The 14339-nt window shown below is 34.3% G+C and carries 16 protein-coding genes and 1 pseudogene; 12 read left to right on the forward strand and 5 right to left on the reverse strand.

Annotation, left to right across the window (positions count from 1 at the left end):
• Positions 1-4: 4 nt before the first annotated feature.
• Together FN960_RS13335 and FN960_RS13340 are read left to right on the forward strand one after the other, a co-directional pair.
• Entirely contained in the window at positions 5-475 is a 471-nt protein-coding gene (locus FN960_RS13335) for an Asp23/Gls24 family envelope stress response protein (RefSeq protein WP_143849233.1), read from the forward strand.
• Positions 476-763: 288 nt separating this feature from the next.
• Positions 764-2080 carry a 2-hydroxycarboxylate transporter family protein gene (locus FN960_RS13340; RefSeq protein ID WP_143849234.1) on the forward strand — a complete coding sequence of 439 codons (1317 nt, stop codon included), beginning with the start codon at positions 764-766 and terminating at the stop codon, positions 2078-2080.
• 22 nt (positions 2081-2102) lie between these two features.
• Here the strand turns inward: FN960_RS13340 and FN960_RS13345 are convergent, their stop codons facing one another.
• On the reverse strand, positions 2103-2999 hold the full coding sequence (locus FN960_RS13345) for a LysR family transcriptional regulator (protein ID WP_185971031.1): 897 nt from the start codon (positions 2997-2999) through the stop codon (positions 2103-2105).
• Positions 3000-3120: 121 nt separating this feature from the next.
• Here FN960_RS13345 and FN960_RS13350 point away from each other — a divergent pair, with 121 nt between their 5' ends.
• The 5 genes from FN960_RS13350 (at position 3121) to FN960_RS13370 (ending at position 7595) form a co-directional block, all read left to right on the forward strand.
• Positions 3121-4053 (forward strand): hydroxyacid dehydrogenase, encoded by a 933-nt coding sequence (locus tag FN960_RS13350; protein WP_185971032.1) that lies wholly within the window; start codon positions 3121-3123, stop codon positions 4051-4053.
• A gap of 8 nt (positions 4054-4061) precedes the next feature.
• Positions 4062-4760 carry an RraA family protein gene (locus tag FN960_RS13355; RefSeq protein ID WP_143849237.1) on the forward strand — a complete coding sequence of 233 codons (699 nt, stop codon included), beginning with the start codon at positions 4062-4064 and terminating at the stop codon, positions 4758-4760.
• A gap of 501 nt (positions 4761-5261) precedes the next feature.
• Positions 5262-5969 carry an ABC transporter ATP-binding protein gene (locus tag FN960_RS13360; RefSeq protein ID WP_143849238.1) on the forward strand — a complete coding sequence of 236 codons (708 nt, stop codon included), beginning with the start codon at positions 5262-5264 and terminating at the stop codon, positions 5967-5969.
• Complete coding sequence (locus FN960_RS13365; RefSeq protein WP_143849239.1) at positions 5966-7054, forward strand: ABC transporter permease; 1089 nt, start codon at positions 5966-5968, stop codon at positions 7052-7054. Before FN960_RS13360 ends, FN960_RS13365 begins: the two co-directional genes overlap by 4 nt.
• Before the next feature lie 160 nt (positions 7055-7214).
• The gene (locus FN960_RS13370) at positions 7215-7595 is read left to right on the forward strand and encodes a MerR family transcriptional regulator (RefSeq protein WP_143849240.1); all 381 of its coding nucleotides are present in this window, start codon (positions 7215-7217) and stop codon (positions 7593-7595) included.
• A 36-nt stretch (positions 7596-7631) separates the two neighbouring features.
• Here FN960_RS13370 and FN960_RS13375 read toward each other — a convergent pair whose 3' ends face one another.
• A complete protein-coding gene (locus tag FN960_RS13375) occupies positions 7632-8603 on the reverse strand; it encodes an aldo/keto reductase (RefSeq protein WP_143849241.1) in 972 nt (323 codons plus the stop codon).
• Between the two features lie 292 nt (positions 8604-8895).
• Here FN960_RS13375 and FN960_RS13380 point away from each other — a divergent pair, with 292 nt between their 5' ends.
• Positions 8896-9417 (forward strand): GNAT family N-acetyltransferase, encoded by a 522-nt coding sequence (locus FN960_RS13380; protein ID WP_143849242.1) that lies wholly within the window; start codon positions 8896-8898, stop codon positions 9415-9417.
• 137 nt (positions 9418-9554) lie between these two features.
• On the opposite strand, the gene FN960_RS13385 is transcribed toward FN960_RS13380, so the two are convergent.
• Positions 9555-10253, reverse strand: coding sequence for a YetF domain-containing protein (locus tag FN960_RS13385; RefSeq protein WP_143849243.1), 699 nt, complete (start codon positions 10251-10253; stop codon positions 9555-9557).
• Positions 10254-10350: 97 nt separating this feature from the next.
• Here FN960_RS13385 and FN960_RS13390 point away from each other — a divergent pair, with 97 nt between their 5' ends.
• Complete coding sequence (locus FN960_RS13390) at positions 10351-10689, forward strand: DUF4363 family protein (RefSeq protein ID WP_185971033.1); 339 nt, start codon at positions 10351-10353, stop codon at positions 10687-10689.
• 87 nt (positions 10690-10776) lie between these two features.
• Here the strand turns inward: FN960_RS13390 and FN960_RS13395 are convergent, their stop codons facing one another.
• Together FN960_RS13395 and FN960_RS13400 are read right to left on the reverse strand one after the other, a co-directional pair.
• Positions 10777-11298, reverse strand: coding sequence for a cupin domain-containing protein (locus tag FN960_RS13395; RefSeq protein ID WP_143849245.1), 522 nt, complete (start codon positions 11296-11298; stop codon positions 10777-10779).
• A gap of 261 nt (positions 11299-11559) precedes the next feature.
• A complete protein-coding gene (locus tag FN960_RS13400; protein ID WP_143849246.1) occupies positions 11560-11943 on the reverse strand; it encodes a RidA family protein in 384 nt (127 codons plus the stop codon).
• 106 nt (positions 11944-12049) lie between these two features.
• On the opposite strand from FN960_RS13400, the gene FN960_RS13405 reads away from it, so the two are divergent.
• The 3 genes and pseudogenes from FN960_RS13405 to FN960_RS13415 all read left to right on the forward strand — a co-directional run bounded on the left by FN960_RS13405 (position 12050) and on the right by FN960_RS13415 (position 14300).
• Positions 12050-12385 carry a winged helix-turn-helix transcriptional regulator gene (locus FN960_RS13405; RefSeq protein WP_143849247.1) on the forward strand — a complete coding sequence of 112 codons (336 nt, stop codon included), beginning with the start codon at positions 12050-12052 and terminating at the stop codon, positions 12383-12385.
• A gap of 257 nt (positions 12386-12642) precedes the next feature.
• Positions 12643-13211: pseudogene (locus FN960_RS13410) on the forward strand (dihydrofolate reductase family protein).
• 72 nt (positions 13212-13283) lie between these two features.
• Positions 13284-14300: a phosphotransferase gene (locus FN960_RS13415; RefSeq protein ID WP_143849248.1), complete on the forward strand. Its 1017-nt coding sequence runs from the start codon at positions 13284-13286 to the stop codon at positions 14298-14300.
• The last annotated feature ends 39 nt before the right edge of the window (positions 14301-14339 follow it).

Below are 14339 nucleotides of genomic sequence, written 5' to 3' on the forward strand. Positions count from 1 at the left end.
CATAATGGAAACCAACGTACAATCAACTGAAAAAACAAATGCTCAATTAGAGAAAGAACAAAAACAAAATGAGACTCAACATGAGAACCGTGAAAAATTAACATACGATGATGAAGTCATCAAAAAAATTACAGCGTTAGCTACAAACGAAGTGGCAGGAATTTTAGGAATGAGCGGTAACCTATTCCACGGTGTGAGAGAAACATTTGGTGGCGATGAAAAAATCACTAAAGGCATTAGCGCAGACGTAGGCGAAAAACAAGTAGCCATCGATATTGAGGTGTTTGTGGAGTATGGTAAAAACATTCCAAGTATCTATAAGGAAGTAAAAGAAAGCGTAAGTACAAGCATTCGCAATATGACAGGACTTGAGCTTGTAGAATTCAACATGAATGTAGATGATGTGTTCACTCGTGAAGAATTTGAGAGTAGAAAATCAAACTCAAACTCAGCCACTTCCGGTAGAGTAGAATAGGGTAAATTATTTAGACGATATGGTGTATACCTAACCATATCGTCTTTTTTTTGTGCATAAATAAATCAGTTAGGACTTACAAAATATTTTTTTCTATTGTACTTAAAATAAACGTTTTTTACTTACCATAGATATATTATCTTACTCACACTAGTACTTAACGTTTAAATAGTAATTTAATTAATATTAAATAATAAAATATCCTATTTTACATTATAAAAATTAATATTATTCTTAAGTTATAATACTAAAAAAGAAAGCGCTACCAGAGAAAAGGGGATATTCATTATGGATGATAATTTAAAAGAAAGTAGAAAGAACAATATATTTAGTAATGAGATCTACGGAATAAAGTTGCCTCTTTATTTAAGCCTTATAATTCCTGCAATTGTATGCTTGTATTTAGACATTATTCCGATTAACATATTGACCGGATTGATGATTACAATGGGTCTAGGTGGCTTATTTTTATGGATTGGAAATTCAATTCCTAAGTTCTCAGAGTTTGGTGGAGGAACATTATTATGTATTTTCCTGCCTGCATTACTTATTTTCGTAGGTATTTTACCAGAATCAACTTCTGAAATTGCTAAAACTTTTTATAGTGGCTTTGGATTTCAAGATTTTATTGTAGCAGGATTAATTGTTGGTAGTATTTTAAGTATCAAAAGAGAAATTCTAATCACGGTTGGATTAAAAATGCTGTTTCCTCTTTTAACTACTATTTTACTTGGTGCTTTAGTTGGGGGATTACTAGGACAATTATTTGGTTTAGGTTTTAAATACACCATTTTATTGATTGTCGCTCCAATTATGGCAAGTGGCCTAACTACAGGAGCAATCCCATTGTCGCAAATTTACGCAGATAATATGGGAGGAGTTCCAGCAGATTTCTTTGATATTCTTGCGCCTGCCGTTATGGTTTCTAATATTATATGTATTTTGTTGGCATCGGTATTAAATTACTTGGGTAAAAGAAAGAAAACCCCATTTAAAGGTTTTTCGGGAGACGGTAACCCACTAAGAGTAAAAAATGAGTCGTTTAAAGCTGAAGAAGGAAACAAATTGATTGAATCACTTAAAAATCTAGGTATAGGTATTATGGTAGCTGGTGGATTATATATGGCAGGCGTATTACTCAACGAGCTTTTTCCTTTTTTCCATACGTTTGTATGGCTCATTGTTTTAGCTGCTATTTTAAAGCTTACAAATTTGCTGCCTAACCAAATAAACATGGGTGCAGAAATATGGTTTAACTTTATTAGCAGAGTCTGGGTGCCAGCAGTGCTAGTTGCTATCAGTGCAAGTTTAATCGATGTAAATAGAGTCATAGAGCTAGTTACGAATCCAACTAATATGTTTGTAACTGTCATGGTTGTAGTCATTATTGCAACAATAGCAGGTTTTGCAGGATGGATCATTGGTTTCTATTTTGTTGAATCATCTATTATTTCGGGTCTTGCTTTAGCAGATATGGGAGGAGTAGGTGATGTAGCAGTATTAAAAGCAAGCGAAAGAATGGGGCTATTCCCCTTTTTACAAATAACAACAAGAATAGGTGGAGTTTTAACTATAGTGGTAATGAGTTTACTCTCTGCAACTTAAATGAACAAAAAGCCCTGGATTTTTAAACAGGGCTTTTTGTATTTTCTTCTTCAAGGACTTTATCTGTCAGGTACTGAAATAATTCAAGAGCATTTCTTTTAGAAGAAAAAGGTTTTTTATGAGTTAGTTTATAACATGTGTAAGGAGGTGGGGAGTCTTGAAGCTTATATATATAAATATTCCTTTCCTTAATGACTTTTTTGGCTATCCACTCGGGTACAACAGCCCAATACTTTGAATTTTCAAGTACAGCAAGTAATATACTTAGATTATCAAGCTTGAATTGTTGATAAATCATTTGTCCACACCAATATTCGTGCCAAAGTCTATACTCTTCTCCCCATGGCATAAAAAGTTCAAACTTTGAATCTAACTCGTTAATTTTTACACTATTTACCCCCACATATTCTTTAGCACTTATAACAACAAGTGGAGATTCAAAAAATTGATTCACAGCAACATTTGGACTGTTTCTGTCTATCAATGAGAATCCAATGTCTATTGAACGACTTTCAATGTCATCGTATATTTCTGTGGAATGTAAGGTATTCGCTGATAAGAATAAAGATGATGTTAAAGTAGTTATTTCTTTATATACATCAGGAAGAAAAAAAGTATTAAAACTATCAATGGAACCTATGCTCAATGCTAATTTAGGACCTCTTTGTTTTAATAGATTAAATTCTTTGTCTATATTATCCCATTGTTCTGCTAATTTTAGAAACTCTTCACCCGCAGGAGTTAGATTGACTTTTTTAATACCCTTTCCTCTTTCTATTAACTTAAATCCTAATTCTGTTTCGGCAATCATTAGTCTCTGACTAATAGTAGTTTGAGCAACGTGTAACTCCTTGGCAGCTGCACTCAACGATTTTTTCTTTACAACAACTAAAAATGTCTCTATAAAATTCAAATTCATATGAACACCTCTTTTAACACATTTATTGCTATTTAATAGCTTTAATCTGTATTTTACACTAAAGATCATTATATATAATATAAAATTAATGGTAGCGTTATCAAATGAAGAGGTGTTTAAAATGAAAAAATATAAAATTCTTTTAAAAGAACATATAGATAAGAATGCATTAGAAATCCTTAAAGAATCTTGCACAATTACAGATGATTTTGATGAGATTGAAAATGTCGATGCCATTATTATTAGAGCAGAAAAAGTTACACGTGAGATGATTGCTAAAGCAAAAAAGTTAAAGGTAATAGGTAAACATGGTGTCGGTTACGACTCAATAGATATACAAGCATCAAAAGAGTTTGGCATAGATGTTGTCTACACGCCAATAGCAAATATTCAATCAGTTGGTGAGCTAATTATTGCATTAATGATGAATACAGCTAGGAATGTGAGTTTAAGCTTTGAAAGAGGAAAAAAGAATCTAAATAAAACAATTGCGCCAAAAGAACTAATTGGTTATCAGTTAAATCATAAAAAGCTTGGTATTGTTGGAGCGGGAAAGATTAATAGGATTGCAGCTAATATTGCAAAAGTCGGGTTCAACATGGAGGTTTTAGCGTATGACCCCTTTATTTCTGAAGAAGATTGCAATGAACTAGGTTTTAAAAAAGCTCAGTCATTAGAATGGGTTATGGAAACTTCTGATTTTATATCAATTAGTGTCCCATTAACAGGAGATACTAAACATTTAATTAATAAAACAATGCTAGATCTAATGAAATCTAGCGCAATTTTAATTAATACATCAAGAGGTGGTGTAGTTGACGAAGATGCACTCTATCATGCTCTTTACAATAAGTCTATATTCGCTGCAGCAAGCGATGTGTTTGTAAACGAGCCACCTACACATGAGAATAAACTTCTAAGCCTAGATAACTTTGTAGCGACTCCACATGTAGGAGCAAATACACATGAAGCAATGGAATTAATGGGTTCAACAGTGGTGAACGAGGTGCTTCTTGTATTAAATGGAAGAACTCCAAATTACCGTGTTCTATAAAAAGGAGAATGGAAAAAATGAGTGTAGGAAAAAGAATTTATAAACATAGAGAGAACTTGAATCCCACTTTGGTAGAGCGCTTTAGAGAGTATCCATCCGCAAATGTTTCCGATTGTATGGAAAGATTATATAGTATGAACGCATATATTAAGCCATATGGTAAGCAAAAAAAAATAATTGGTCAAGCCTTAACAGTAAAGGCCTCTATAGCTGATAATATGCTTTTTCATCAAGCTCTTTTAATGGCTAATCCAGGTGATGTCATTGTGGTAGAAGCAGGAAGAGATATGAATCATAGTATTTGTGGAGATATCATGTATTCAATTGCTAAAAGTAAAGATATTGCAGGCTTTGTTGTTGATGGTTGTATTCGAGATGTCGATTATCTTTTAAGAGAGGATTTCCCTGTTTTTGCTGCAGGTGTTACTGGAAGAGGACCTTATAAAAATGGTCCAGGAGAAGTTAATGTTGATATTTCATGTGGAGGACAGGTTGTACATCCTGGAGATATCATCTTAGGAGATGAAGATGGGATTGTAGTTATTCCACCGCTAGAAGCTGAAGATATTCTGTTAAAGGTAGAGGCTTTAATTACGAACGAGAACAAATCAATGGACATGATTGAGAAAGGTGAATGGGAAAAAGGAACATTAGCCAAAAATATAAAACAGCATTTAGAAGACAATGGCTATCAGTTTATTGATTGATTATAAAATATCATAAGTCAGTATAAGTAGTGCGTATGCTTTTTGGATATAAAACTATTTAGGTTAAACTCGTGGATATTCAACTCCCTCAATATATATAAATGTAAGATACCAAGGTCTGTAGAACTTTGGTATTTTTTATTTTGAATCATTTTTTATTCTGAACGGGAAGGTAGCGTTCTGTTTAATATGTTAGGTTTCAGAGAAAAACCCCTTAGAATTATTGAATACTTCCGATTAGACATTGAATTTATGTCTGAATGAAGCCTCTATATTAAATTTATCTTAATTTTAGGATAAGCTGTAATTAGAAGGAATTAATTAAATAAAAAAAGAAATGGTATAGATAGAGGGATTCCAACTGTGAACTTTCATTCATAGATTAAAGAAGGGTTTTCAAGTATTCGCTACAAAAAATGTAACGTATTTAGCTAAAGGACGTCTTTCATGCTACTATATTCACTAAATGCGATTAAATAAAATAAGGAGGGAGATCTCTGGATGATATTAAGCTTAAACCATGTGAGTGGTGGATACCTTACTCGAAAAATTATAAGAGACATTTCGTTTGATATTCATACGGGAGAAATCATTGGTTTAGTCGGTTTGAATGGTGCTGGAAAAAGCACAACCCTTCGTCACATGATAGGCACCTTAAAACCCATGGGTGGTGAGGTCACCATAAATGAGCAAGATTGGTATATTCACAGAGAGAAAATCGCTGTTATTCCTGATAAACCACATCTTTATCCAAACCTTACTGTTAACGAACATTTTGAATTTATAAAGAGGATTTATCAAATTGATAAGGATGACTATTTGAATGCTTTAATCGACAGATATTCACTTCGAACTCACATGAACAAATATCCCTACGCATTATCAAAAGGCACACAACAAAAGGTTTCGATTATTAGTGCAATGATCTCAAATCCAACATTTCTTGTGATTGATGAACCCTTTATGGGCCTAGATCCACGTGGTTTAAAATACTTTATGGAGGATCTGGTTAGACTTAAAATAGAGGGTGTAGGCATTATCCTTTCCACTCATATGTTGAATATCGCGGAACGCTTGTGTGATCGGGTCATTGTTTTACATGAAGGCGACCAAAAGTTTTATCATGATCGTCCTTACCTGACTGCTGAGCATATGAAGGATGTTACGTTAGAGGATATTTTCTTTTCAATAATTGAGGAAAAAAGATGAAGGATTTATTTATTGAAAGACTTCAAAATTCTATGCAACAAAACATAAAAACTCTTGTTAAAGTGTTAGGACATAGTGGTGTATTTGCGTTAATACCATTTATGATGTTAGTGGTGTATGTCGTGATCATGTTACTGCAAGATGGCCATCTTCATTCGTTCTATCAATCCCTCATTCTTACCGGACTCTTTCTTTTTTTTACTCTTAATAGAGGGATCGTTAGCTTTATTAGTGAGTTTGATGAGATTTATTTAGCTTCTAAAGTAAAAGCGATGAATGGTTATTTTATGTATTGTTTACTTTATAACCTGACCATTCAATCGATAAAGGCTGCTTTGTTTACCTTGTTTTTACTATACGCCCTTAGTTTACATATAAGCGAATTGGCGACTCTTTTTATCTTCATACAACTCTTAGGTATTTTGCATATTCTATTTCTAGTGATCATCATTAGCACGAGTAACCAAAAAACAGAGTTACTTTTGGGGCTTCATCATGCTTGTGTTGGAGTTTGTTTTCTTTTAATGCTAGAAGCATCGATTATCTTTGGTATTGTCCTTATAATAGGTATCGTACTTATTGGTCTACTCTATAGTAGAACGATAATTTTTCCTATTCATTCTTGGAAGAGATTCATGAAGTCTGAAGAGAAAGCGGCAAAAGTAGTTCAGATTTTTTTAAGTGGTTTTATTGATGTAAAGTCAGATCAAATATCTTATAGAAATATGATACCGTTAGCCTTTTTTAAAAAAGATGAGAATCCATTAGTCTACCTATTCGTGCGTTCGACAGTAAGAGGCACAGAAACCAGCCGAAACTTTGTTCGAGTGATTCTTTTAACAGTTTTTCTGATCGTTTACTTTAAGAGCTTATTCATTCTCATTCCACTGATAGCTGTATTGATTTATTTTAATACATTGCAATTCTCACAAGGAATTGGCTCAGGAAAAGAATTAATCCCACTCCACTTTCCGATTAATAATCAAATGATAAACGATGCAGAGAAGCATATTAAAAGGAGAGGTGTTTTAATCCAATTATATATTTTCATGTCTGTTATACTTATTCAGACATTCTATTTTTAGTAGCGTGTATGTTTTCACGTCGTATTATAGAGTGTAATGATGAAAAAAGAATGAGGGAATTAAAGCAGAAAATAGGAGAATATTTTGTGGAGTGCACAGCTGCAAGTGACAAAGAATAAGGGTGTTTTATGTGAAGTATTTAATATTAAGGGGTGATTAAATGGGATTATTAATTAGTGAAGTTGCGAGACTTACAGGCCTGTCTCCCCATACGCTGCGCTTCTATGAAAAAGAAGGTCTTGTTCCTGGTGTTAGTAGAAATTCTAACGGTATCCGAACCTATGAAGATTTTCATCTGGAATGGTTAGGCTTTATGGTATGTTTACGTGCAACAAATATGCCATTGGCTGAAATAAAAAAATATGCGGAATTAATAAATGATGGCAAAGCATCCATTGCTGAAAGAAAAGAAATGATGCTTACACATAAGAAGAAAGTAGAAGAGCAGCTTAAAGAAACCTATCAATATCTTGAAAAAATAAATTATAAATTAGCATTTTATGATATTCATGAAAAAGGACTAGAAATACTACCAAAGTAAAAGGGTACTACTTTATAAAGCGTAGTACCCTAATTGTTATAGGTTAAGATTTTTCATATTTGTCTCGTCATACCGATTTCCATGCACAGTATTAAAAGGGCTAATCGTGTCTAGACGTTCTAATTCTAGAGGAGTCAGCTCTATGTCTAGAGCCCCGATATTTTCTTCTAAATAATTTTGACGCTTTGTTCCAGGAATCGGCAAGGAACCATTAGCAATCGTCCAAGCGATCGCTAATTGAGACGGTGTCACATTCTTTTCGTCTGCCATTTGTTGAATCTCTTTAACGATATCAAGATTCTTTTTGAAGTTTTCTCCTTGGAATCTTGGCATAAACCTACGTAAATCATCATCACCAAAATCTTTAAACGTAGTTATTTCTCCGGTAATAAAACCTCTACTTAAAGGACTGTATGCTATATGTGTTATTCCGAGATCGTTGATAACAGGTAAGATAGTCTCCTCAATGTCTCTACTCCATAAAGAGTATTCAGTTTGTAAAGCTGTAATTGGATGTGTGTTGTGTGCTCGCTTAATTGTTTCAACAGATGCTTCTGATAATCCAAGTGCTTGGACTTTCCCTGACTTCACTAAATCGGACATTGCACCTACTGTCTCTTCAATTGGAACATTTGGATCAACCCGATGTTGATAATAAAGGTCAATATAATCTATGTTTAGTCGAAGCAGACTATCGTCAACCGCCTTTTTTATATAGTCCGTATGGCCAATGATCTTCTCAAAATTTTTCGTATAAGCAAATTTAGTTGCAACAATGGCTTTATCTCGATTCCCTTTCAGAGCTCTTCCCAGAAGACTTTCGTTGTGTCCATTTCCATAAACATCCGCAGTATCTAACATTGTTACGCCCAAATCTAGAGCTCGATGTATTGTTTTAATTGATTCTTCATCATTCACTTGTCCGTAAATCCCAGGTGACATCCCCATTAATCCCAGTCCAATTGAGGATACTTCCAAATCACTGTTTCCAAGCTTTCTTACTTTCATATTATCCACTCCTACTTTAAATTTTGTACATTTTTATCATAAGAGTTAGAGCGTTCTTTAAGTCAAGGAAAATATCTAGTGGACATTTTTCGATTAATTAGAGTGTAAATAGCTAATCTTGATAAAATAATTCTATATTTTGTAATTTTAAAGTTGTTTTCGATTAGAGTAACTTTAATAGGTTCTTTGTTTAATCAGGTAATAAGGATTAGCTTTTCTATGAATGCAATATATTTCACTGTAAAGTATACTAAAAACAATCATATGTTTAGGATGATTAGGAGGTATCTAATTGAACATTGAATTAGTTACAGAAGAGACAAGAGATTGTTTGAAATTACCTAACGAAAAATTTCAGATATTTGGTGAATTAGTGGTTACGAAGGCAAATGAAAAGTGGGAGTATACTGAAAGATATTTCGAGAAATCGAAGGAAAAGATATTTCCAGAAGAGAACTATATATTTGAGACAATGAATGAAAATGGATTTGCAGTGGCTACATTCGATCAAGATCAATGTGTTGGTTTAGCAGTATTTGAAACGGGATGGAATAAATATTGTTATCTAAGTGACCTTAAAGTTAAGGCCAACTATCGACGTACTGGAATATCTAGAAGTATGCTTGATCTCGCAATCACCATAGCGAAGAAAAAGAACTGTAAGGGATTTAGTACTATCGCTCAAGCCTATAATCTTGCTGCAAACAAATTTTATTTGAAATACGGATTCGAAATTGGTGGTTTAAATACAAGAAATTATGAATTCACATCTGAAAAAGGAAATTCTGATATTTACTATTACCTTAACTTTTAATGTGACATAGTATTGTTTGTGTTCGTTGGAATATATTTATTCGAATTCAAATGAACTGCATGAGGGCCGAATGCAGTTAATAGAAAAACAAAATGGCAATGTAACAAAACTACACACCTTACACACAAGTTCTGATTTTATGTATTATTTTCTCTCTCATCATATAAATCCACATATACATTTCCTCGAGAATCTAATTGGGCAAGAAATACATCTGTAAAATTGGTAGCCCCTTGTTTTTGTATTTCATTTACTAACCATTCTTCTGTATAACCACGTTCTCCTAGACCTTTTTTAAGTAGTTGCCCATCCATAACTAAGATAGTAGGGCCATGCTCCTGTTGAAGAGGAATTCCTGATACATGTGGCGTAACAGGTTGTTGATCGGATTTCAACAATATACTAAGCTGTCCATTTGTCTCTAAAACAGCCATTTCTACATCAGAAACTTTAAAAGTACCCTTCTCCCTGAGTAGTAGCATTAGCTCGTCTACAGATAACATATTTTTTTTCATGTTTTTCTCATGAATTTCACCAGACTCTATTAGTATTGTTGGGCTCCCATCTATTATTTTTGTGAACCACATAGACTTTAGGCTCACAAAGGCTAAGATAATGGGGAAAAGACCCCAAATAAGTAAAGCCATCAACCCATTTGCTATTTTTACATTTTGGTCGACTGACATGGTTGCTGCTATGGACCCAATTGTAATTCCTACACAATAATCGAAAAAAGTGAGCTGCGAGATTTGCTTTTTCCCCATTATCCTTGCCATGATCATCAACAAAAGAAAAGAGATGATGGATCGAATCAAAATTAAAATAAGTTCAGGCATGATTTTATCTTCCTTTCATGCTTTTTATTACGGAATCTTTCTCTATTATTGGGCAATAATATGTATCATATTCATACTGGTGCTAGGAGGACATATTTTGCAGAGGTACATAGTGTTAAACATATTATTGTTACTTTTTCTTTCTGGATGTGGTGATGTAGTTGGTAGCAATCTTTTCTTTAACCAAATGGATCAGCTTGAAGAAGCATTGGATCGATCAGACTGGGATCAAATTGAAAGGCATGCTTATAAATTTAATGAGATTTATAAGACTAATAAATGGAAATTACAGCTAATTGGTGATGAAGGCGAATATGAGGGATTAAATGAAAGCATTCAAAAAATGATTGCAGGAGTAAAGGAAGAGGATATTACAAACGTAAGACTTGAATTGGCAAGTGCAAGATCCCTTATTGCAGATATTTATTCATTGTAGTTAGGATACCGCCCTGTATTGTGGAGAAAAGAAATCCTTGAAGTTGATAACATCAAGGAGTCGGTAGGAGTTATAAATTTGTGAAGTCTAAGACTCCATTGCATCTGCCTTTGTTTGTTGTACGGTTCCGTATGGATGGTGGGGAGGTGCATAAATGGAATATATTTTTAAAGGTAATGGACCAGTATTAATAATATTATGCCACGTGCCAGCAGGAACCATGATTGCGCTATCTTCAAATACATTTGCCTGGTAGGTTAAATCATTCGGGTTGTTTGGATCCTCCCCCATTTGAAGTAAACCCTGACCTTGTTCTATACGTAGAAATTGATCTGTATCAGGATGAATTTCTAAACCAATGTCGTCACCGATATTAATACTCATTAATGTAACTTGTAGATGTTCCCCTGTCCAAATGGCTGTGCGATAGGTGTTGTTATTTTTTGAAGCTTGTGCGATGTTTAGAGTAAAAGGTTCCTTACCATAATCAGTTTTTGGTTGTTGGTACGGCACTGTTCTATTTGGATATAGCCTTTGATAATTGGGGTAGTATTTAGGCTTATGGTGAAGTAGAGGACGGGGATAGAACGGTATTTGATTATAATACATGATGGCGTCGCTCCTTCTTATTTTTTTTAGTATATGCGTGTGCCTAATAAGGGTTCTTACATAAATGGAGATGTTAGACAAACTAAAACTACTAAGTCGATTTTTTACCTTTCCAACTCCTCTTTATAAATTAAACCACAAAGGGTAAGTGTATAGAAAAAAGGAGCTGTCACATAAGCTCTTTTTTGAGATTATATAACAGCTCCTTAGCGAAGCAGGTTTTAATTTCCACATATAATTGATCTACTATTTATTGTAATTTTAATCAACGTGAGCAACTGCTCTTATTTCAATTAGCTGCTCTGGGTAGGCTAAATATGTTACGCCAATAGCGCTGCCGGCTGGTCGATGGTCATCCATATATTCCTTGAGTAGACTAATAACTTCCTCCAAATGCTCTTGCGGTTTTGTTAAAAATATTTCTACATAGGATAGATTAGACTTTGTAGCATTGAGTTCTTCAAGTACACGATCGAGGTTTTCAAACGTTTGATGCGTCTGGGCCTTTATGTCGTCTTCCCGATTGAATGTACCCTCCTTATCGTAGGCAAACTGCCCAGAAATATAGATCGTGCCATTCACACTATAGCCTTGAGTAATACCATGATCCCAAAGATTATGATTGTAGGTTTTTACGTGATTCACTTTACATCTCTCCTTTAATTTAAGTTAAGATAAGTGTAATAGTAATAAATACATAAAAAAAGTACGCACTTTATTGATAGCTACTATCAGAAAGGATAGTGTCAATATGAGCATGGCTGATTATAATGAAAAAGGCAATGTACAAGAGACAGCTTTTGGCTATACAATGTCTGTGATTGGTGGGAAATGGAAGCTGCTTATACTGTACCTCTTATCAGAAAAACAACCTGTTCGTTTTAATGAAATGAAAAGACAAATTGGTCCTATTACTTTTAAGATATTGAGTTCACAGCTTAAAGAGTTGGAAGCAGATGGGATGATAACAAGGAAGGAATATCCACAAGTTCCACCTAAGGTCGAGTACAGCCTTACGCCCAAAGCAGAGGACCTATTACCTGTTTTGGAACAACTATGTGAGTGGGGAGATCGCAACCGAGAATAATAGGTTGTTTTATAATAATTACACTTGTCCTTATTTACATAGTAGCAACATAGATATTTGAGGGTAATGTAGTCATTTTTTGTTATTAAACTTGTGAAGGTTGAATTCTTCTCAATCGCATAATGGGAAAATAAGTTTACCAAGGCTTTTAAAGCTTTGGTATTTTTAATTTTTTTATGAAGGAGATACGCTTTTCTTGAAGAAGTTAAGTTAATGAAAGGTCAGTTCGAGGTAATAGCCCAAAGGAGGAATTCTAAATGGCTGAATTAATTTATCATATTGCCACTACTGTTGATCTTTTTATTGCTGATAAGGATGGAATAGCTGATGATTCAGTATTTTTATACGCTGATGATGGTGGTGATTTTCTTGAAAGTGTACGTCAATATGATGTTGTTCTGATGGGTCGGAAAACATACGAATATGGCTTTCAATATGGACTCAATCCAGGCGAGCCTTCAGGAATAGCGCAAGTGGCTAATCCTGAATTAAAACATTATATTTTCTCAAACCAATTAAAGTTTGATTCAAATGAAAATGTAGAACTTGTTGAGGAGGATGTCGTGACATTCTGCACAAGATTAAAAAGCGATCCTATGCATGAGCAAAAAAAATATGGTTATGCGGAGGAGGGGAGCTAGCCGGAAAGCTGTTAGAGCATGAGTTAATTGACACGTTAATTCTTAAGATTAATCCTGTCATGCTTGGTGAAGGGATTCCTTTGTTTGGATTAAGTAAGCAGAAAATTAATTTGAATTTGAAAGACATCAAGACTTATGAAAGTGGAGTCATTGTACCAACATATCAAATCATTTATAGCAACTGATTAAACTAAATTTGATCATTCGAGAGATGTAGGGGCCACAAAATTTAGGTGGAAAAGTGGAGGACTCTAGCAATGAATAACAATGATGAAGTAGTTTTAGAGCCCGAATTATTATCACTTGTGTTAAGTAGAATGCTTAACAAAACGATAGTCCGAGCAGATTCTCAACTTAAGAAACTGCAAGGTGGAACATTGGGGAATGTTCAACTTGTAACAGGTAGGGCGGAAACGTCTGAAGGTGAAAATCTTCCTTATAAAATTGTCTGGAAAACACAGAAAAAATTTGAACGCTATGGGGATCCGGGATCATGGAGAAGAGAATACGACCTGCATACATCGAATTTCAGTAAAATCTTTTCTGAATCGTTGCGTTTGCCAGAGTGTTACCATGCCGAAATAAATGATGATGAGATTCAATTATGGTTAGAATATATCGATGGCGTATCTGGAGTAGATCTAACCTTGGAGATGTATAAACGAGTATCTGAGGGGTTGGGGCGATTTCAAGGTAAGCTGTATGCTGAACAACCAGACACCTTAAGGAATCTGACCAATTTAAGTGAAGTTGATTTTGTCAGAAAGAACTATCAGCGATATCGGTCATGGGATGTTTTATTTGATTATATACGTTCGGAGGATTGTGATATTTCGGCGCACCTATGTAACATGCTCATAGACTTTGATAACAATGCGGATGAGATATTCAGTAAGATTGAGCAATTACCAGTGGTATTTTGCCACCGGGATTTCTGGATAGAAAATATACTCTATACAGGTAATGCATTCGTGCTTATTGATTGGGACACCACAGGATGGGGGTACCTAGGAGAAGATCTCGCAAGCTTAATTGCTGATGAAATGGACCTTTCTCATATGATCGAAGCCTACCAAAAATGTGTTCCATTGTACTATAAAGGCCTCTCTGAATATGTGGACCTTTCTCATATAAACGACCGTTTTATGTTTGAAATAATTGTGGCGATGTTCGGCTACCGACTTTTAGAGTCGTATAAATTCGCTAATTCTCCTGAAGATAAATCATTGTATCTGAATACCTTACAGAAAATATATGAGCTAGGGGAACTGTAAGGCTTTTATGAGAAATAATTTCTTGAAAAAAGAATAATT

The organism is Alkalicoccobacillus porphyridii (assembly GCF_007293315.1).
Lineage (GTDB): Bacteria > Bacillota > Bacilli > Bacillales > Bacillaceae_D > Alkalicoccobacillus > Alkalicoccobacillus porphyridii.

Bases quoted from the DNA above. Each gene is read 5' to 3' on its own strand.
- FN960_RS13335 (WP_143849233.1), top strand. From the start codon at position 5: ATGGAAACCAACGTACAATCAACTGAAAAAACAAATGCTCAATTAGAG.
- FN960_RS13340 (WP_143849234.1), top strand. From the start codon at position 764: ATGGATGATAATTTAAAAGAAAGTAGAAAGAACAATATATTTAGTAAT.
- FN960_RS13345 (WP_185971031.1), bottom strand. From the start codon at position 2,999: ATGAATTTGAATTTTATAGAGACATTTTTAGTTGTTGTAAAGAAAAAA.
- FN960_RS13350 (WP_185971032.1), top strand. From the start codon at position 3,121: ATGAAAAAATATAAAATTCTTTTAAAAGAACATATAGATAAGAATGCA.
- FN960_RS13355 (WP_143849237.1), top strand. From the start codon at position 4,062: ATGGAAAAAATGAGTGTAGGAAAAAGAATTTATAAACATAGAGAGAAC.
- FN960_RS13360 (WP_143849238.1), top strand. From the start codon at position 5,262: ATGATATTAAGCTTAAACCATGTGAGTGGTGGATACCTTACTCGAAAA.
- FN960_RS13365 (WP_143849239.1), top strand. From the start codon at position 5,966: ATGAAGGATTTATTTATTGAAAGACTTCAAAATTCTATGCAACAAAAC.
- FN960_RS13370 (WP_143849240.1), top strand. From the start codon at position 7,215: ATGGGATTATTAATTAGTGAAGTTGCGAGACTTACAGGCCTGTCTCCC.
- FN960_RS13375 (WP_143849241.1), bottom strand. From the start codon at position 8,603: ATGAAAGTAAGAAAGCTTGGAAACAGTGATTTGGAAGTATCCTCAATT.
- FN960_RS13385 (WP_143849243.1), bottom strand. From the start codon at position 10,253: ATGCCTGAACTTATTTTAATTTTGATTCGATCCATCATCTCTTTTCTT.
- FN960_RS13395 (WP_143849245.1), bottom strand. From the start codon at position 11,298: ATGTATTATAATCAAATACCGTTCTATCCCCGTCCTCTACTTCACCAT.
- FN960_RS13405 (WP_143849247.1), top strand. From the start codon at position 12,050: ATGAGCATGGCTGATTATAATGAAAAAGGCAATGTACAAGAGACAGCT.
- FN960_RS13415 (WP_143849248.1), top strand. From the start codon at position 13,284: ATGAATAACAATGATGAAGTAGTTTTAGAGCCCGAATTATTATCACTT.